The 17,595-nt window shown below is 70.2% G+C and carries 15 protein-coding genes; 3 read left to right on the forward strand and 12 right to left on the reverse strand.

Annotated elements, in window-relative coordinates; genetic code table 11:
* Nucleotides 1-24 precede the first annotated feature (24 nt).
* Complete coding sequence (locus AB0I15_RS02425; protein ID WP_358088879.1) at nucleotides 25-2,559, forward strand: PEP/pyruvate-binding domain-containing protein; 2,535 nt, start codon at nucleotides 25-27, stop codon at nucleotides 2,557-2,559.
* A gap of 13 nt (nucleotides 2,560-2,572) precedes the next feature.
* Here AB0I15_RS02425 and AB0I15_RS02430 read toward each other — a convergent pair whose 3' ends face one another.
* The 8 genes from AB0I15_RS02430 to AB0I15_RS02465 form a co-directional block, all read right to left on the reverse strand.
* Complete coding sequence (locus tag AB0I15_RS02430; protein ID WP_358088882.1) at nucleotides 2,573-3,487, reverse strand: serine hydrolase; 915 nt, start codon at nucleotides 3,485-3,487, stop codon at nucleotides 2,573-2,575.
* A 98-nt stretch (nucleotides 3,488-3,585) separates the two neighbouring features.
* Nucleotides 3,586-4,458 carry an alpha/beta hydrolase gene (locus AB0I15_RS02435; protein ID WP_358088885.1) on the reverse strand — a complete coding sequence of 291 codons (873 nt, stop codon included), beginning with the start codon at nucleotides 4,456-4,458 and terminating at the stop codon, nucleotides 3,586-3,588.
* Nucleotides 4,459-4,473: 15 nt separating this feature from the next.
* Nucleotides 4,474-5,868, reverse strand: a complete 1,395-nt coding sequence (locus AB0I15_RS02440; protein WP_358088888.1) for an FAD-dependent oxidoreductase — start codon at nucleotides 5,866-5,868, stop codon at nucleotides 4,474-4,476.
* A gap of 170 nt (nucleotides 5,869-6,038) precedes the next feature.
* Nucleotides 6,039-6,824, reverse strand: a complete 786-nt coding sequence (locus AB0I15_RS02445) for an ABC transporter permease (RefSeq protein WP_358088891.1) — start codon at nucleotides 6,822-6,824, stop codon at nucleotides 6,039-6,041.
* Complete coding sequence (locus tag AB0I15_RS02450) at nucleotides 6,821-7,672, reverse strand: ABC transporter permease (RefSeq protein WP_358088894.1); 852 nt, start codon at nucleotides 7,670-7,672, stop codon at nucleotides 6,821-6,823. The genes AB0I15_RS02445 and AB0I15_RS02450 overlap by 4 nt, the downstream gene beginning before the upstream one ends.
* Before the next feature lie 2 nt (nucleotides 7,673-7,674).
* The gene (locus AB0I15_RS02455; RefSeq protein ID WP_358088897.1) at nucleotides 7,675-8,874 is read right to left on the reverse strand and encodes a spermidine/putrescine ABC transporter substrate-binding protein; all 1,200 of its coding nucleotides are present in this window, start codon (nucleotides 8,872-8,874) and stop codon (nucleotides 7,675-7,677) included.
* 9 nt (nucleotides 8,875-8,883) lie between these two features.
* The gene (locus AB0I15_RS02460) at nucleotides 8,884-9,951 is read right to left on the reverse strand and encodes an ABC transporter ATP-binding protein (RefSeq protein WP_358088900.1); all 1,068 of its coding nucleotides are present in this window, start codon (nucleotides 9,949-9,951) and stop codon (nucleotides 8,884-8,886) included.
* A 19-nt stretch (nucleotides 9,952-9,970) separates the two neighbouring features.
* Entirely contained in the window at nucleotides 9,971-11,404 is a 1,434-nt protein-coding gene (locus AB0I15_RS02465) for a gamma-aminobutyraldehyde dehydrogenase (protein ID WP_358088903.1), read from the reverse strand.
* Nucleotides 11,405-11,603: 199 nt separating this feature from the next.
* On the opposite strand from AB0I15_RS02465, the gene AB0I15_RS02470 reads away from it, so the two are divergent.
* Nucleotides 11,604-12,095, forward strand: a complete 492-nt coding sequence (locus tag AB0I15_RS02470) for an Lrp/AsnC family transcriptional regulator (RefSeq protein WP_358088906.1) — start codon at nucleotides 11,604-11,606, stop codon at nucleotides 12,093-12,095.
* On the opposite strand, the gene AB0I15_RS02475 is transcribed toward AB0I15_RS02470, so the two are convergent.
* The 3 genes from AB0I15_RS02475 to speB are packed head-to-tail and all read right to left on the reverse strand — an operon-like array spanning nucleotide 12,092 to nucleotide 15,164.
* A complete protein-coding gene (locus AB0I15_RS02475; protein ID WP_358088909.1) occupies nucleotides 12,092-12,724 on the reverse strand; it encodes a cyclase family protein in 633 nt (210 codons plus the stop codon). The two genes, AB0I15_RS02470 and AB0I15_RS02475, sit on opposite strands and share 4 nt — an antisense overlap.
* A complete protein-coding gene (locus AB0I15_RS02480; RefSeq protein ID WP_358088913.1) occupies nucleotides 12,724-14,235 on the reverse strand; it encodes a cytosine permease in 1,512 nt (503 codons plus the stop codon). Before AB0I15_RS02480 ends, AB0I15_RS02475 begins: the two co-directional genes overlap by 1 nt.
* The gene (speB, locus tag AB0I15_RS02485) at nucleotides 14,232-15,164 is read right to left on the reverse strand and encodes an agmatinase (protein WP_358088916.1); all 933 of its coding nucleotides are present in this window, start codon (nucleotides 15,162-15,164) and stop codon (nucleotides 14,232-14,234) included. The genes AB0I15_RS02480 and speB overlap by 4 nt, the downstream gene beginning before the upstream one ends.
* A gap of 69 nt (nucleotides 15,165-15,233) precedes the next feature.
* Here speB and AB0I15_RS02490 point away from each other — a divergent pair, with 69 nt between their 5' ends.
* Nucleotides 15,234-16,694: a PucR family transcriptional regulator ligand-binding domain-containing protein gene (locus tag AB0I15_RS02490; RefSeq protein ID WP_358088919.1), complete on the forward strand. Its 1,461-nt coding sequence runs from the start codon at nucleotides 15,234-15,236 to the stop codon at nucleotides 16,692-16,694.
* 11 nt (nucleotides 16,695-16,705) lie between these two features.
* Here AB0I15_RS02490 and AB0I15_RS02495 read toward each other — a convergent pair whose 3' ends face one another.
* Entirely contained in the window at nucleotides 16,706-17,584 is an 879-nt protein-coding gene (locus AB0I15_RS02495) for a hypothetical protein (protein ID WP_358088922.1), read from the reverse strand.
* Nucleotides 17,585-17,595: the final 11 nt, after the last annotated feature.

The raw sequence follows: 17,595 nt of genomic DNA on the forward strand, positions 1-17,595 counted from the left end.
TACCGTCGGGTTCAGGAGGCGGTCATGGATGTGATCCTGAAATTTGCTGAAATCGACGGTTCGATGCTCGCCGAGGTCGGCGGAAAGGCGGCCAATCTCGGCGTGCTCACCAGGGCGGGGCTGCCGGTCCCGCCGGGATTCTGCGTCACCACGGAGGCGTACCGCAGGATCGCGGCCGACCTCGGCGACGTGTCCGACCCCGAGATGGCCCGCAAGCACATTCTCAGCGTGCCGATCCCGGACGACATCGCCCGCGCCGTGGTCGAGGCCCTGCCCGCGGGGCCCGTCGCGGTGCGGTCGTCGGCCACCGCCGAGGACCTGCCGTACGCCAGCTTCGTCGGCCAGCAGGACACCTACCTCAACGTGGTGGGTCCCGAGGCGGTGCTCGACGCCGTACGCCACTGCTGGGCCTCGCTCTGGACCGACCGCGCGGTGGCCTACCGCGAGTCCAACGGCATCGACCACGGCTCGGTGCGCCTGGCGGTCGTCGTCCAGGAGATGGTGCAGTCGGCCACGGCCGGCGTGCTGTTCACCGCGAACCCGGTCACCGGCCGGCGCCGGCAGGCCGTCATCGACGCCGCGCCGGGGCTGGGCGAGGCCGTGGTGTCGGGCGCGGTCAACCCCGACCACTTCACCGTGGACCCGGAGACCGGCAAGGTGCTCGAACGGCGGCTCGGCGACAAGCGCCACGCCGTGCGCTCCCTGCCCGGCGGCGGCGTCGAGCACGTCACCACGGCGATGAGCGAGCCCTGCCTGACCGACGCCCAGCTCGCCGAGCTGGCCGCGCTCGGCGCCAGGGTCGAGGACCTCTACGGCGCCCCGCAGGACACCGAGTGGGCCTTCGACGCCTCCGGCCGGCTCTGGCTCACCCAGGCCAGGCCGATCACCACGCTGTTCCCGGTGCCGGGCGAGCGGCACGACGGGCTGCGGGTCTACTTCTGCTTCAGCGTGGCCCAGGGCGTCTTCCGGCCGTTCACGCCGATGGGCCTGGCGGCGGCGCGGGCCATGTCGTCCGGCGTGGCTGAGCTGTTCGGCTCCCCGGTGGCCGCGCCGCTGGCCGGCGCGCCGAACTTCGCCGAGGCGGGCGGGCGGCTGTTCATCGACGTCACGGGCGTGCTGCGGAGCCGGGCCGGGCGCACGATCGTGCCGCGCGTGTTCGACTTCATGGAGGCCAGGTCCGCGCGGATCCTGCGCGGCATGTTCGACGACCCCAGGCTGAGCCTCACCACGACGTCGTGGCGGCCGCTGATCGGGCGGCTGGCCCGGATCATGGTGCGTCACCGGGTCCCGATCACGCTGGCGCACGCGCTGGCCGACCCCGCCGGGGCCGAACGCCGTCTGCGCCGCTACGCCGACCGGCACGTGGCCGCGCTCGCCCCGCCGGCGGGCGCGAGCCTGACCGAGCGGGTGGACCACGTGGCCACGGCGCTGATCAAGCACATCGTGCCGCTGGCGCCGCGGGTCTTCCCCGTGGCGATGGGCGCCGTCCCCATGCTGCTGCTCGCGTCGAGGCTGCTCAAGGGGCGGGCGAGCGCCGACGAGCTGCAGATCGTGCTGCGCGGCGTACCGCGCAACGTGACCACCGAGATGGACCTGGCCCTGTGGGCGCTGGCGCAGCGGCTGCGGCGCGAGCCCGAGGTGGCCGCGCGCTTCCTGAGCGAGCCGCCCGAGGTGCTGGCCCGCGAGCCGCTCCCGGCCGAGGTGCGCGAGTTCCTCGACCTGTACGGCCACCGCGCCGTCGCCGAGATCGACCTCGGGCTGCCCCGCTGGTCGGAGGACCCGACCCACGTCATCGGCATGATCGCGAACTACCTGCGTCTCGAGGACCCCGCCCTGGCCCCCGACGCGCTCTTCGCCAAGGGCGCCGCCGAGGCCGAGGCCATGATCGAGGACCTGGCGGGCCGGGTCGGCGGCCCGCGCCGCGGGCTGGTGCGCTTCGCGCTGGGCCGGGCCAGGGAGCTGATCGGGGTGCGGGAGCTGCCGAAGTTCATCATCGTGCGCGTGTTCGCCGAACTGCGGGCGCAACTGCTGGACGTCGGCCGGGAGCTGGCCGGGCGCGGGCTGCTGGCGGCGGCCGAGGACGTGTTCTTCGTGACGCTGGCGGAGGCCAAGGCGGGCCGGGACCTGCGGGAGACGGTCGCCAGGCGGCGCGAGCTCCACGAGCGGGAGCTGAGGCGGCGGCACCTGCCCAGGGTGCTGCTGTCGGACGGCACGGAGCCGGAAGCGGTGGCATCGGGAGAGGTCGCCGAGGGCGCGCTGACCGGCTCACCCGCCTCGCCGGGGCAGGTCACGGGGGTGGCCAGGGTGGTGCTCGACCCGGTCGGGGCGCGGCTGGAGCCGGGCGAGATCCTGGTCTGCCCGTCCACCGACCCCGGCTGGACACCGCTGTTCCTGACGGCGGGCGGGCTGGTCATGGAGATGGGCGGCCCGAACTCGCACGGAGCGGTGGTGGCCCGCGAGTACGGCATCCCGGCCGTGGTCGGCGTCCCCCACGCCACCGACCGCATCGTCACGGGCCAGATCGTCACGGTCGACGGCACCACGGGCGCCGTCACCTGACCCTCGGAAGGTGTCAGGCGATGGGGTTCGTCGGGCAGGGGCGGGTGGTGGTCGGGGACAACGTGTCCAGGCGCGTGCCGATCATCCGCGCGATGCCCTCGATGGTCTGGATGCCCGTCCCCTCCCCCGGCTGCCGGTCCGTCTGGACCGACAGCAGCAGGTCCCGCCCCGGCCCCACCACCCGCCCGTAGCTGGTCACCGCCCACGTGTGCTGGATGAACGGCCGGGGCGTCCACCCGTTCTTGAGCGCCACCCGGTCCCCCGGCCTGGCGGCCGCGCTGACCCCCCACGCCTGGTCCTTCTGCACCCGCCCCATCAGCCCGAGCACCAGTGCCCGGTCGGCGCGGCTCAGCCCCTTCCCCCCGGTGACCAGCACCTTCAGCAGACGAATGCGGTCAGCGGGGCTGGTGCTGGTGCCGCCCCAGTAAATGCTCGGCCCCGGCGTGGTCTCGCGCAGCCCGATCCGCCGGTAGAAGGCGCTCATGGCGCCGCCGCCCCCGACCCGCGACCACAGACGGTCGGCCGCGCTGTTGTCGCTCTCCCTGATCATGCGTTCCGCCAGGTCGCGCTCCCCCTCGCCGAGCCGGCCGTCCCGGCCGAGCAGCAGGGCGGCGAGGATGTCCACCTTGGCGCCACTGGCGGTGATCATGTCGTGCTCGTGCTCGCCCCGCCCCAGCGACACCCCGGTCACCAGGTCCAGCGCGCCGTAGACGATCCGCCCAGGCCGGCCGCCCACGTAGCGGGCGATGTCGCGTTCGAGGCGGGCGCGGGCGGCTCTACCGCCGCGCAAATCCGGAAATTTCAGTACGCACCGCGCCACCTTCACCGGCGCCTTCACCGCGACCGGCACCACCGGCACCCGCTCGGTCCCGCACCCCGGCACCACCAGAGCCAGGCCCGCCACCCAGGCCGTCCACTTCGCACGCACGCCCCAACCCCCGAGATCTCATCGGGGGTCGTACGCATCCTGCCCAGCCCGGCCACCGGCCCCATCACGCCCTGCGCTTTCCTGGCCAGACCCTTGCCTCAGAGATGCTCGCCCAGGAAGTCCGCGGTGGCGTCGACGGCCTGCGTGACGTACGGCTCACGGTCGTAGAGGTCGATGTGCTGCTTGGCGTCCACCCAGACGATCCGCTTCGGCTGGTCGAGCCGCTTGAACGCCTCCTCGGCCCCTTCGGGCGGGCAGAACCGGTCGACGACGCCGTGCACGATCAACGCCGGTTTCGGCGACAGGAAGTCCGCGCCCATCATGTTGTCCATCGTGATCAGCTCCCGCACACTCGCCCTGGTCACCTCGTTCGACCAGTGCGGCGAGGCCCCGCGCTCGCTGCCGTAGTAGGTCAGCGGCTCGTCGCCCGGCATCGCGGCCTCGCCCGACGCGGCCACGGCGGGCAGGTATTCGACCGGGCCGCCCAGGTCCTGCCGCTCCAGCACCTCGGCGAAGGAGCCCAGCGCGGCCTGGTAGTCCATGGCGGAGCGCATCGCGTAGGGGTTGTTGTAGGCCCCCGCGATCCCCGCGAACGCCCGTACCCGAGGGTCGAAGGCCGCGAACCGCAGCGCGTATCCGCCGCCGAGACAGACCCCGACCGCCCCGATCCGCGACGGCTCCACCTCGGGCCGCGAGCGCAGGAACGACACCGCCGCCCGCAGGTCGTGCAGCTTGCCCTGCGGGTCCTCGTGCCGCCGCGGCAGGCCGTCCGACTCGCCCCAGTTGCGGTGGTCGAAGGCCAGCGTGACGTATCCGCGCTCCGCGAGGCGGGCCGCGTAGAGCCCGGTGACCTGGTCGCGCACCCCGGTGAACGGCCCCGTGAACACCAGCCCCGGCCACGGCCCCACACCGGAGGGCACCCGCAGGTCCCCGGCCAGCGTGAGGCCGTCCACGACGAACTCAACTCTCATACGCCCAAGTGTGCGCTAAGAATCGAACCCCAGTCCCATCCGGTCGAGCACCCGCAGCCACAGGTTGCGCTTGCCCTGGTGCTGGTCGGCCTGGGCGATCGACCAGCGGGTGACCTGGATCACCCCGGAGCGCACCGGCTCGGGAGGAAAGGGGACCGGCTTCTCCTTCACCATCCGCAGCTCGGTCCGCTCGGTCGGCTCGCCCGACAGCAGGTCCAACATGACGTTCGCGCCGAACCTGGTGGCCCCGACGCCCATGCCGGTGTAGCCGGTGGCATAGACGAGCCGCCCGCCGTGCGCCTGGCCGTAGAAGGCGCTGAACCGGCTGCAGGTGTCGATCACGCCACCCCACCTGTGGGTGAACCGCACCCCGTCGAGCTGCGGGAACGTGTCGTAGAAGTGCTCCGCGAGCTTGACGAACGTCTCGTCGCGCTGGTCGTACTCCGGCTTGACCAGGCCCCCGTTGTAGTAGACGGCGTCGTAGCCGCCCCACAGGATCCGGTTGTCGTCGCTCAGCCGGTAGTAGTGGAACTGGTTGCCGGAGTCGCCCACGCCCTGCCGGTTGCGCCAGCCCACCTCGTCGAGCTGCGCCGGCGTGAGCGGCTCCGTCATGAGCACGTAGTCGTACACGGGGACGACGAAGTGCCTGAGCCGCCGCAGCAGCGGCGGGAACACGCCGGTGCCCAGCGCCACCTGGCGCGCGCCGACCGTGCCGTGCGGGGTGCGCAGGGTCAGCGTCGTGCCGTCGTCGTCCATCGAGCGGACCGGGCTGCGCTCGTGGACGCGTACGCCGGCCCGCAGGCACGCCTCCCGCAGCCCCCAGGCCAGCCGCGCCGGGTCGACCATGGCGCAGCCGCTGCGCTCCCAGAGCCCGCCCAGGTAGGTGGGCGAGTTCACCTCGGCCCGCACCTGCTCCTGGTCCAGCGGCAGGTAGTCGAGCCCGAGGTCGGCGATCAGGTCGAGGTGCTCGTTCAGCCCTTCGAGCTGCCACGGCTCGGTGGCGACGTGCAGTTCGCCGGTGCGCTCGAACGAGCAGTCGACGCCGTAGCGCTCCAGTGTGCGCTCGATCTCGTCGAGGTTCTCGACCCCCATGCGTTCGAGCCGGTCGATCTCCTCCGGCCACCGCTCCAGCCCGTTGGCCAGGCCGTGGGTGAGGGTCGCCATGCAGAACCCGCCGTTGCGGCCGGTGGCCGCCCAGCCGATCCTGCGGCCCTCGAGCAGGACGACGTCCAGCGAAGGGTCACGTTCCTTGGCCATCAGGGCCGTCCACAGCCCCGAGAAGCCTCCACCGACCACGGCCAGGTCGGCGGTGGTATGTCCGAAGAGCCGCGGTCGCGGCTCGGGTCTGGCCGGGCTGTCCAGCCAGTACGGCTTGCGCTCCGCGTCAGCCAGCGCCTTCAGCGGATCCACAAATCCCACTTCCCTACGAGAGTCAAAGTGTTCGTCATCGAATTGCGGGACCCCATGAGGTGATCACGCGCGGGTTCCCCCCGCCGGAATCCGATCTCGCCTCCCTGTTCTTTGCCGTAAGAGACCGAACCCCTCCGCGGGTGTGCGGAGGGGAAGCCGGATGCATGCTTTCAGGTACGGCGCCGCGCCGCGACCGCGTTGGCGATCGCGATCAGCACCCCGATGCCGAAGATCAGCGTACCCATGACGTTGACCTGCGGTGGGATGCCGGTCTTCACCGCGCCGACGATCCACAGCGGGAACGTGACGGTCGAGCCGTTGACGAAGCTGGTGACCACGTAGTCGTCCACGGACAGCGCGAACGACAGCATCGCCCCCGCCATCACACCGGGCATGATCGACGGCAGCGTCACCTGGCGGAACGTCCCCCAGGCCGTCGCCCCCAGGTCCTTGGCCGCCTCCTCGAGCGACGGGTCCAGGGTGACGATCCGGGCCCGTACCGTCACGACCACGAAGGAGAGCGAGAACAGCACGTGCGCGACGATGATCGTGTTCGCGTCGCGCGGCACGTTGCCGGAGACGAACAGCGACAGCAGCGACGCGCCCATGACCAGCTCGGGCGTGGAGATGGCGGCGAAGACCAGGAAGTTCGTGGCCCCCTTGCCGCGGAAGCGGTGCCGGCCCAGCGCCAGGCCCAGCATGGTGCCGATCACCACCGTGATCACGGTGGTGACCAGGGCGATCACCAGGGAGTTGCGCAGGGCCACGGTCAGGTCGGGGATGTCGAAGAGCTCGGTGTACCAGCGGAGGGTGAAGCCCTGCCAGGTGGTGTTGGACTTGCTCTTCTTGTCGTTGAACCCGAAAAGGATCATCACGGCGATCGGCGACGACAGCCAGACGATGACGATCCACGTGTAGATGTGCAGCAGCCGGTCGCCGGTCCGGATCCCTCTCATCGGGCCGCCGCCTCGAGCACGTTCTCGGTCCCGAGAGCCCGCGCGTAGATGAAGATCCCGACCAGCAGCACCGCCATGAGCGTGAACGACAGGGCCGAGGCGGTCGGGTAGTTGAGGTTGGTCAGGTATTCGGTCTGGATGATGTTGCCGATCATCGTGTTGCCCGTGCCGCCGAGGATCTGGGCGTTGATCGGGTCGGCCGTGGTGGGCACGAACGTCATCAGCACGCCGGCGAACACCCCGGGCAGCGACAGCGGCAGCACGACCCTGCGGAAGGCCGCGGCGCGGGTGGCGTACAGGTCCTGGGCCGCCTCCACCACGCGCGGGTCCACCCGTTCGAGCGCCACGTAGATCGGCAGGATCATGAACGGCAGGAAGTTGTACGTCAGCCCGCCCACCACCGCGAACGTCGTGGCCAGGACGTGGAAGTCGGCCGGCAGCAGCCCCCAGTCCTTCAGCGTGCCGAACAGGATGCCGTTGTCCGACAGCAGGAAGTTCCACGAGATCGTCCGCAGCACGAACGACACGAAGAACGGCAGCAGCAGCAGGAACAGGTACATGGACTTGCGCCTGCCGCCCTTGAAGGCGATCCAGTACGCCACCGGATACCCGATCAGCAGCATGGCCACCGTCGCCAGCCCGCCGTAGAGCAGCGAGCGGACGAGCTGGGTGCTGTACCTGCCGAGCGCGTCGCTGTAGTTGGAGACGCTGAACGTCATCGCGAAGCCGTCGATCGCGTTGCCGGTCTGCAACGACACCGAAGCCATGGCGACCATGGGCACGACCAGGAAGATCGCCAGCCACATCCAGCTCGGCAGCGCCAGCAGGTAGGGGGTGAGCCGCCTCATCGCTACGCCTGGGTGATGGACTGGAAGATCGGGTTGAACACCTGCTGCTGCTTGTTGTTCAGGGGCGTGTAGCTGCGCAGCTTGGCGTAGTCGGCCTCGCCCGGGAACATGAGCGGGCTGTCGGCCATCTCCTCGAGGGCCTTCTTGTCCTCGCCCTTGGCGGTCTTGGCCTTCTCCCGCAGCAGGTCCTGCACGGCGGGGACCGGCGTCACGAACTGGATGAACTCATCCAGCTCGGCGGCCACGGCCGGCTGGTAGAGGTAGTCCATCAGCATGAGCGCGTCCACCGGGTTGGCGGCGCCCTTGGGGATGAGCATGTTGTCGGTCCAGATCGTGCCGCCCTCTTCCGGCACCACGAACTTGACCGGCTCGCCGGCGAGCTGCCGCTGGAACACGTCGCCCGACCAGGCCATGGTCAGCCAGACGTCGCCCTTGGAGACAGCGTCGATATACCCTTGATCATAATATTTCCGCACAAGTCCGGCGTCGCGCTGCGCCTTCAGCTTCTCCCCGGCCTTCTTCCAGTCGGCCTCGGTCGACTTCTCGGGGTCGATGCCCAGCGCGATCATGCCGAAGTTCGCGATCTCCTGGGCGTCGGCCATCATGCCGACCCGCCCCTTGTACTTGGGATCGAACAGCGACTCGATGCTGGTGATGTCGTCCTTGACGTGATCGGTGTTGTACGCGATCCCGGTCACCCCGGAGGTGTAGGGAATCGTGTACTTGTTACCGGGGTCGTACGCCCGCTCCTTGTACTTCTGCCCGGCGTTGGCCTGGAAGTTCGGCAGCTTGGAGTGGTCGAGCGGCACCGCGTAACCGAGTTCGATCATGTGCTGGAGCTGGATGCCGTTGGTCATGACCACGATGTCGTAGCCCAGCGACTGCCCGGCGCGCAGCACGGGGTCGGCCTTGCCGAAGAACTCGGCGTTCTCCTGGATGACCTCTTTGTACTCGTACGCGATGCCGGTGTCGGACTTGAACTTCTCGAGCGGGCCCTTGTCCTCCGGCATGTACTCCGGCCAGTTGGCGAACACGAGCTTGCCGTGCTTGGTCTGCTTGGACCAGAAGTCGGCGACCGCGTCGGCCTTCGGGGGCGCCGCCTTCTGCCCCTGCACGCCGCAGGCGGCGAGGGCGAGCCCGGCGGCGGAGAGGCCGGCGATCCTGAACGCCTCACGACGAGGCAGGTGAAGGCGAGGGTTCATGGGGTGCTATCAACTTCCAATCACATACGAATGCTGCGCCTGCCAGGACAGCCACACGGAGTCGCCCCGCTCCGCGGTGGCCGTGGCGTCGTGCGCGTTCTGCTGGAACACCGTGATCTCGGCCCCGTCGGCGAGACTCACCGCGTAACTGTTGTAGGTGCCTAGGTAGACGACCTCCGAGACCGTGCCGCGGACGGCGCTGCGGCCCTGCTCGGGTTCCCCGGTGTCGATGGTGATCTTCTCCGGCCGGACGGTCACGGTCACGTCGCCGTCGTGGCCCGGCACCAGCACCCGGCCCCCGCCGACCTCCATCTCGCCGCCGGTCGCGGCGCCGGCGAGCAGGTTGGAGGTGCCGATGAAGCCGGCCACGAACGCCGTCGCCGGCCGCTCGTAGATCTCGCGCGGCCCGGCGAGCTGCTCCACCCGGCCGTCGTTCATGACCGCGATCCGGTCGCTCATGGTCAGCGCCTCGTTCTGGTCGTGCGTCACGTACACGAACGTGATGCCGACCTCGCGCTGGATGCGCTTGAGCTCGATCTGCATGGCCTGGCGCAGCTTGAGGTCGAGCGCGCCCAGCGGCTCGTCCAGCAGGAGCGCGCGCGGCCGGTTGACCAGGGCCCTGGCGAGGGCCACACGCTGCTGCTGGCCGCCGGACATCTCGCGCGGCCTGCGCTTCTCCCTGCCGGTGAGGTCGACGATCTCCAGCATCTCGCCGACCCGCCGCTTGATCTCCTCCTGCGGCGTCCTGCGCTGCTTCAGCCCGAACGCCACGTTGTCCCAGACGCTCATGTGCGGGAAGAGCGCGTAGGACTGGAAGACCATGTTGACGTCGCGCTTGTTCGGCGGGACGTTCGTGACGTCCTGGCCGCGCAGCTTCACCACGCCCTTCGTGGGCGCCTCGAAGCCCGCGACCATCCGCATGGTGGTGGTCTTGCCGCAGCCGGACGGGCCGAGGAGGGAGAAGAACTCCCCCTCGCCGATGTCCAGCGTCACGCCCCTGACCGCCTGGACGACCTCGCCATGCGAGAGATACTCCTTGACGACGTCTTCAAGCTCAATCGCACTCAGCCCGGTCATATCCAGGATTTTTCCTTAGCTATTCGCCGATGTAGTGCATGACGTGCTTGACCCTGGTGTAGTCGTGCAGACCGAACACCGACAGGTCCTTGCCGTACCCGGAGTGCTTGAAGCCGCCGTGCGGCATCTCCGATACGAACGGGATGTGCGTGTTGACCCAGACCACACCGAAGTCGAGCCGGTTCGACATGCGCATCGCGCGGCCGTGGTCGGAGGTCCAGACCGAGCCGCTGAGGCCGTACCGGACGTCGTTGGCCTTGGCCAGCGCGTCGGCCTCGTCGGTGAACGTCTGGACGGTGATCACGGGGCCGAAGACCTCGTTCTGCACCATCTCGTCGTCCTGCCTGAGGCCGTCCACGATGGTGGGAGCGAAGAAGTAGCCCTTGTCGCCGACGCGCTGCCCGCCGGTGAGGACCTTGGCGTGGGCGGGGACGCGCTCGATGAAGCCCTGGACGCGGGCGAGCTGGTTCGCGTTGTTGAGCGGCCCGTACAGGGCGTCCTCGTTGCCGAGGTCGCCGGTGACCGTGCCGGCGGCGGCCTCGGTGAGCGCGGCCACGAACTCGTCGTGCACGCTCTCGTGCACCAGCACCCGGCAGGCCGCGGTGCAGTCCTGGCCGGCGTTGTAGAGACCGGCGGTGGCGATGTCGGCGGCGGCCCTGCCCAGGTCCTTGACGTCCTCGAAGACCACGACCGGCGCCTTGCCGCCGAGCTCGAGGTGCACGCGCTTGAGGTCGTCGGCGGCGGTCTTGGCGACCGACATGCCCGCGCCGACCGAGCCCGTGATGGCCACCATCGCGGCGGTCGGGTGACCCACGACCAGGGCGCCGGTCTCGCGGTCGCCGGTGACGACGTTGAAGACACCCGCCGGCAGCACGTCGCCGAGGATCTCGGCGAGCTTGAGCGTGGAGACCGGGGTGGTGTCGGACGGCTTGAGCACGATCGTGTTGCCCGCCGCCAGCGCGGGGGCGATCTTCCAGACCGCCATCATCATCGGGTAGTTCCACGGCGTGACCTGGCCGATCACGCCGATCGGCTCGTGCCTGATGACGCTGGTGTGCTCGGCGAGGAACTCACCGGCCGTGGGGCCCTCGAGCGTGCGCGCCGCGCCCGCGAAGAAGCGGAAGTGGTCGGCGGCGACCGGCGTCTCGTCCTCGGCCATGCGGGCGCGCGGCTTGCCGGTGTTGAGGCACTCGGCCTCGTTGATCTCGTCGGCGCGCGCGTCGATCGCGTCCGCCACCTTGAGCAGCAGGTTCGCCCGCTCACCCGGGGTGGTCCTGCCCCACGACTCGAAGGCGGCGGCCGCGGCGGCGAAGGCGGCTTCGACGTCATCGGGGCCCGAGACGGGAGCCTGGACATAGGCCTCACCCGTGCACGGATCGATGATGTCGGAGAATCGGCCGCTCTTGGCGTCCACGAACTCACCGTTGATGAAGTTCTGCAGACGGGTCGTCAAGGTGACCTCCTGATGAGGTGTCTGAGATGCCGCGACTCTGACAGAGCAACAGCATCTGGACAAGGGATTTCGTGGTGAAGATATCAAATTGCTACGAATTCGCTTGACAGACCGCCGAGAACTGACAACATGTCGCACCAGGACGGCAATCCAGGGGGAACGCCCCCGTAACGCCGGACGGGTAGGAGGAATCCTCTCTATGACGACACCGCCCCGCGTACGCCGGAACAATTCGAGCGCCGGTCCGGTGGTCCTCGACGATCTGTCGAAACAGATCATCGAGCAGCTCCAGAACGACGGGCGGATGCCGTACGCGGCGATCGGGAAGGCGGTCGGCCTCTCGGAGGCCGCGGTGCGTCAGCGCGTCCAGCGCCTCCAGGACGCCGGCGTCATGCAGATCGTCGCCGTCACCGACCCCCTCACACTCGGCTTCCCCCGGCAGGCCATGATCGGCGTCAACTGCGAGGGCGACCTGGAGTCGGTGGCCGACGAACTGGCGGCCATCGAGGAGATCGACTATGTGGTGCTCACGGCGGGCTCCTTCGACGTGATCGTGGAGGTGGTCTGCGAGGGCGACGGCCACCTGCTGGAGATCCTCAGCAAGATCCGCGCCATCCCGGCCGTACGCGCGACCGAGTCGTTCGTGTACCTGAAGCTGCGTAAGCAGACATACTCCTGGGGCACCCGCTAACCCACCCTCGCCACGGGCCGGACGGGCGCGCCGTCCGCGCCCGCCAGCCTGATCGGGAACATCGACACCTCGATCGGGCCGCGCGCCTCCAGCAGGCGGCCGAGGCCGGTCAGGTTCTCGGCGATGACGGCGTGCGCGCCGCAGAGCACCCGGTGCGCGGGAAAGTCGTCGGCGGGCGTGGGGTCCACGCTCAGCGCGTCGATCCCCACCGTACGCACCCCCCGCTCCACCAGCAGTGTCGCGGCCTCCTCCGTGAGGAACGGATGCGCCCGGTAGCCGTCGGTCCCCCAGTGCGCGGACCAGCCGGTGGCGACCAGCACGATCGTCCCCGCCCGCACCTCCATGAACGCCTCGGGCCCGATCGGCGCGCGCGGCGCCAGCCCCCGGACGTCCACGACGGCGGCGGGCCCGGCGAAGCGCTCCAGCGGCAGGTCGTCCAGCGTGGGCAGCGAGTCGTCGAGGTGGCTCGGGGCGTCCACGTGGGTGCCCGAGTGGGAGCCCAGGTGCAGGCCCAGCACGTTCACGCCGTCGTGGGCCACGGTGAGCGCCGGGCCGATCGAGACCTCCGGGTCGCCCGGATAGACGGGCATCCCGGTCTCGACCGGCACCGACAGGTCGATGAGCGTCATCACGCGACCGGCTCGGCGGCGGCGTCGACGATGGGCACGATCGGGGTGTCGGCCGAGCGGACCAGGCGCGGCCCGCGGGGACCGTAGACCTCGCGCGGCTCGGGGAAGACGGCCAGCAGCGCCAGGTACAGCAGCGCGGCCACGGCCAGCCCGACGGGGAGCGAGATGTCCACCTCGCTCGCCAGATGGCCCAGCGGGCCGACGAACTGCCCCGGCAGGTTCACGAACAGCAGCGCCAGCCCGGCGGAGAGCAGCCAGGCGCTCAGCCCGCGCCAGTTCCAGCCGTGCGCGAACCAGTAGCGTCCGCCACGCTGGCGGCGGTTGAACACCTGGAGCGCCTCGGGGTCGTACCAGCCGCGCCGCGTCACGTAGCCGAGCATCATGATCACCATCCAGGGCGCCGTGCACGTGATGATCAGTGTGGCGAACGTCGAGATGCTCTGCGTGAGGTTGGCCGCGAAACGCCCGACGAAGATGAAGACGATCGACAGCGTGCCGATGAACACCGTGGCCTGCACCCGGGAGAAGCGCGGGAAGACGCTGGAGAAGTCGAGGCCGGTGCCGTACAGGGAGGTGGTGCCGGTGGACATGCCGCCGATCAGGGCGATCAGGCAGACGGGCACGAAATACCAGCCGGGTGAGACGGCCAGCAGGCCGCCGACGTAGTTGGGCGCGGCCGGGTCCACGTACTCGGCGGCCTTGGCGGCGATGATCGAGGCGGTGGACAGGCCGAAGAAGAACGGCAGGATGGTCGCGATCTGCGACAGGAACGCCGCGGCCATCACCCGCGACTTCGGCGTGGCGGCCGGGATGTAGCGGGACCAGTCGCCCAGGAAGGCGCCGAACGAGACCGGGTTCGACAGCACGATCAGGGCCGCGCCGATGAACGACGGCCAGAACAGCGGGTCGCCCGGGGCCAGCGCGCCGGGGTAGGACGGGTCGAAGTCGCCGGCGAAGGCGAACACACCCAGGACGAACAGCAGGGACGCCGCCGCGACCGCGATCTTGTTGACGAAGAGCATGAAGCGGAAGCCGTACACGCAGACGATGAGCACGAGCACGGCGAACAGGGCGTAGGCGACGCCGTACGACAGGTCGGTGTCGGGCAGCCCGATCAGCCGGTGCGCGCCGCCCACGAGCGCGTCCCCCGACGACCACACCGAGATCGAGAAGAACGCGATGGCGGTGAGCAGCGACAGGAAGGACCCCACGACCCGGCCGTGCACGCCCAGGTGCGCCGAGGAGGAGACGGCGTTGTTGGTGCCGTTGAGCGGCCCGAACAGCGACAGCGGCGCCAGGATCAGCGCCCCGACCACCAGCCCCAGCACGGTGGCGGCCAGCCCCTGCCAGAACGACAGCCCGAACAGGATGGGGAAGGCGCCGAGGACGCAGGTCGCGAAGGTGTTGGCGCCGCCGAACGCCACCCGGAACAGATCGACGGGCCGCGCGGTACGGTCGGCGTCGGGGATCCGCTCGACCCCGTAGGTCTCGATCTCGGTGAGGGAGCTCATGTCTTCTCCTGGATCGCCAGCAGGCTGACGAGGTCGTAGGCCACGTGGGAGGCGGCGATCGAGGTGATCTCCGCGTGGTCGTAGGCCGGGGCCACCTCGACCACGTCGGCCCCGATCAGGTTGCGGCCGGCCAGGCCGCGCAGGATCTCGAGCAGTTCCCGGCTGGTGAGCCCGCCCGCCTCCGGGGTTCCGGTGCCCGGGGCGTGGGCGGGGTCGAGCACGTCGATGTCGACGGAGACGTAGAGCGGCCGGTCGCCGACCCGCTGCCGCAGCCGGTCGATGACCTCATCCAGCCCGCGCCGCAGCACGTCGGCGGCGGTGATGATGCCGAACCCGAGCCGCCGGTCCTCCGCCAGATCCTTCTTGCCGTACAGGGACCCGCGGATGCCGACGTGGCTGAGCGCCTCGGTGTCGAGAATGCCCTCCTCCACGGCCCGCCGGAACGGGGTGCCGTGCGTGTACGCGGCCCCGAAGTAGGTGTCCCAGGTGTCGAGGTGCGCGTCGAAGTGCACCAGCGCCACGGGCCCGTGCTTCCTGGCCGCCGCCCGCAGCAGCGGCAGCGCGATCGTGTGGTCCCCGCCGATGGTGACGAGCCGGGCGTCCATCTCGCCGGCCGCCGCCTCGATGGTCTCGATGGCCTGCCCGATGTCGAAGGGATTGACCGCGATGTCCCCCGCGTCGGCGACCTGCACCCGCTCGAACGGCGAGACGTCCAGCCCCGGATGGTACGGCCGCAGCAACCGGGACGCCTCCCGCACCGCCGAAGGCCCGAACCGCGCGCCCGGCCGGTAGGACACGCCGGTGTCGAAGGGCACCCCGACGACCGCCACGTCCGCCCGCTCGACCTGATCGATCCTGGGCAGGCGGGCGAAGGTGGCGGGCCCGGCGAAACGGGGGACCCTGGTGGAGTCGACGGGGCCTGTGTTCATGCGGCAAGTGTTCGTCATGCTTCTGACCTGCGACAATTGTGGTCATCACAATCTATTACGGTGTGTGTTGTGGTTGACCACAAGCTCACGGTCGAAGACCTGCTCCGCTCCCCCGCCCTCCAGCTCCGTGTCCTGGCCGGCGAGTCCGGCCTGTCGCGCTCGGTCTCGTGGGCGCACGTGAGCGAACTCGACGACCCCACGCCCTGGCTGCTCGGGGCGGAGGTCATCATGACCACCGGCATCGGCGTCCCCCGTGCGGCGGCCAGGCAGCGCGCCTACCTGGAACGCCTCGACGACGCCGGCGTCTCGGCCCTGGCCCTGTCGGCCCAGCTCCACGTGCCGCCCCTGCACCCGATCTTCTTCGAGACCGCGCGGGCGCGGGGCATGCCGGTGCTGGAGGTCCCGCTGGCGGTCCCGTTCATCGCGATCTCCCAGGAGGTGGCGGCGGCCCTGCGCGAGGACGCCAGCCACCGTCTGGGGGCCCAGCTCCAGGTGTTCGGCGCCCTGCGCTGGCTGGCCTCGGAGGACCTGGACACCCCGACCCTCTTCAAACGCCTGGAACGCCTGTCGGGCTACGACGTCTACCTCTCCACCCGTCACGGCCGCCCCCTGCTGCCGGGCGTCCCGGTGCCCTCCCTGGACGTCCTCCCGGCCGAGCCCGACGCCCCGCCCACGATCCCGGGCGGCTTCGTCCTGCCGGTCTCGGCGCCCGGCGGCCCCGCGGGCTATCTGGTGGCCTTCGAGCGCGAGGGCGCCCGGCCGGCGGGCCTGGCGGTGGTCCAGCACATCGCCACGGTGGCGGCCCTCCAGGTGGCGATGGCCCGCCACGAGCGGGAGACGCTGCGCAGAGAGGGCGCGGAGACCCTGGCCGAGCTCCTCCAGAACATCCTCGACCCACCCGCCGCCCGCCGCCGCCTGGCCCGGTTCGGCCTGCCCATGGACGCGGACACGGTGCTGCTGGTGGTGCGCGGCGTCCCGGACGACGCCCTCCGCAGGGCCCTGGACGACCTGCCCCACCTCATGCTGAGACGCGGCGACGACCACCACGTCCTGGGCCCGACCTCCCTCGGCCCGGCCGTGGCCGCCCTGCCGGGCGCGGCGGCCGGGATGAGCCGCCCGTTCCCGCCCGGGGAGTCACTGACGGTGGCCCAGCGGGAGGCGGTGTGGGCGGCCTCGCACGCGGGTGAGGCCGGCAAGCCGCTGGTCCACTACGGCGAGGACACCACGGGCCGCTGGCTCCCCGACGACCCGGCGACGCTGACGGCCCTGGTGGATCATGTCCTGGGCGAGGTGCTGGCCTACGACGAGGGGCACGGCTCGCAGTTGCTGACGTCCGTGCGGGTCTGGATGGAACGCAACCGGCACGTGGAGGACGCCGCGGCCGCCCTCCACATCCACCCGAACACGCTCTCCTACCGGCTGCGCCGCTTCTCCGCCCTCACCGGGCGCGACCTGTCGTCAAGCGCGGCGTTCGCGGAGGTCTGGCTCGCCGTCCGCGCCGCCCGCCAACTCGGCCTCCTCGGACCGTAGCCCGGGGCGACTCAGTCGAAAAGCTCCTCCGCCGCCTCGACCTTGATCGCCCGCATCAGCCACCCATCCAAGGTGATCTGATCCTCACACTCCATCACCCGACTCCGCACCGCATCGGACACGACGACCCCACGCCCTTCCAGGATCTTCAGCACGGACTTCGCCTCACCCCGAGCCTCACCCCGCGCCTCGCCCCGCGCCTCACCTTGCGCCAGTAGGCCCTCGGCGTATTCGCCCTGGTATGGATAGGTCATCGTGCTCATGCCCCGCTCCCACTCTCGCTGTGCGTCGCCTTCCAGTGACAGATTGATATATCGAGCGTACCGCCAAGCCTGGTCGCTATCGATATGATCCAGCGCCTGCTGCACCGTGGCCGCGATGTCCGCGAAGCGCGGATGCCGGCTCTGCGTGATGGCCGAGATGACCGCCAGCCCGATGTTCTCCGTGGCCTGAGGGACATCCGTGATGACCGGCGTGTTCCCCTCGTGAATGATCAGGACCTTCAGGGTCAGCCCTGGATGGCCGGTGAAGATCTCCTGCTCCGCCCATCGGGCCACCTCGCGATTGGGGCAGATGACGATCAGGCAGGCCGGGCAGTGCTCGCGGGCCCGGAAGTTCGCGATGTACTCCAGCCACGAATACAGCTTGTCATCATCCGGCGCGCGCTGCGTCTCGACGATGACCCCGAACTTCTCCTTCCCCTTCCCGTACAGGATCGCGGCGTCCGCCCGGCAGACGCCGGGATCCGCCTCCGACAGGTCGGGTGAAGCGAGGCACGCCTCGCCCGACTTCGGAATCGGCAGATCGAACAGCGCCCGCAACATGTCTCTCGTGTACTCGACATTGAAGGTCGCAATCTTGTTGAGACCTTCGTGCTGTGCCGTGACCATGCGGGGACATT

It is taken from the genome of Nonomuraea sp. NPDC050643 (assembly GCF_040654715.1).
In the GTDB taxonomy this organism is placed as follows: Bacteria; Actinomycetota; Actinomycetes; order Streptosporangiales; family Streptosporangiaceae; genus Nonomuraea.

What these genes read in the sequence shown, in the direction of transcription:
- AB0I15_RS02470 (WP_358088906.1), top strand. Translation starts at nt 11,604, where the DNA reads ATGACGACACCGCCCCGCGTACGCCGGAACAATTCGAGCGCCGGTCCG.
- AB0I15_RS02455 (WP_358088897.1), bottom strand. Translation starts at nt 8,874, where the DNA reads ATGAACCCTCGCCTTCACCTGCCTCGTCGTGAGGCGTTCAGGATCGCC.
- AB0I15_RS02450 (WP_358088894.1), bottom strand. Translation starts at nt 7,672, where the DNA reads ATGAGGCGGCTCACCCCCTACCTGCTGGCGCTGCCGAGCTGGATGTGG.
- AB0I15_RS02480 (WP_358088913.1), bottom strand. Translation starts at nt 14,235, where the DNA reads ATGAGCTCCCTCACCGAGATCGAGACCTACGGGGTCGAGCGGATCCCC.
- AB0I15_RS02425 (WP_358088879.1), top strand. Translation starts at nt 25, where the DNA reads ATGGATGTGATCCTGAAATTTGCTGAAATCGACGGTTCGATGCTCGCC.
- AB0I15_RS02445 (WP_358088891.1), bottom strand. Translation starts at nt 6,824, where the DNA reads ATGAGAGGGATCCGGACCGGCGACCGGCTGCTGCACATCTACACGTGG.
- AB0I15_RS02460 (WP_358088900.1), bottom strand. Translation starts at nt 9,951, where the DNA reads ATGACCGGGCTGAGTGCGATTGAGCTTGAAGACGTCGTCAAGGAGTAT.
- AB0I15_RS02435 (WP_358088885.1), bottom strand. Translation starts at nt 4,458, where the DNA reads ATGAGAGTTGAGTTCGTCGTGGACGGCCTCACGCTGGCCGGGGACCTG.
- AB0I15_RS02495 (WP_358088922.1), bottom strand. Translation starts at nt 17,584, where the DNA reads ATGGTCACGGCACAGCACGAAGGTCTCAACAAGATTGCGACCTTCAAT.
- speB (WP_358088916.1), bottom strand. Translation starts at nt 15,164, where the DNA reads ATGAACACAGGCCCCGTCGACTCCACCAGGGTCCCCCGTTTCGCCGGG.
- AB0I15_RS02475 (WP_358088909.1), bottom strand. Translation starts at nt 12,724, where the DNA reads ATGACGCTCATCGACCTGTCGGTGCCGGTCGAGACCGGGATGCCCGTC.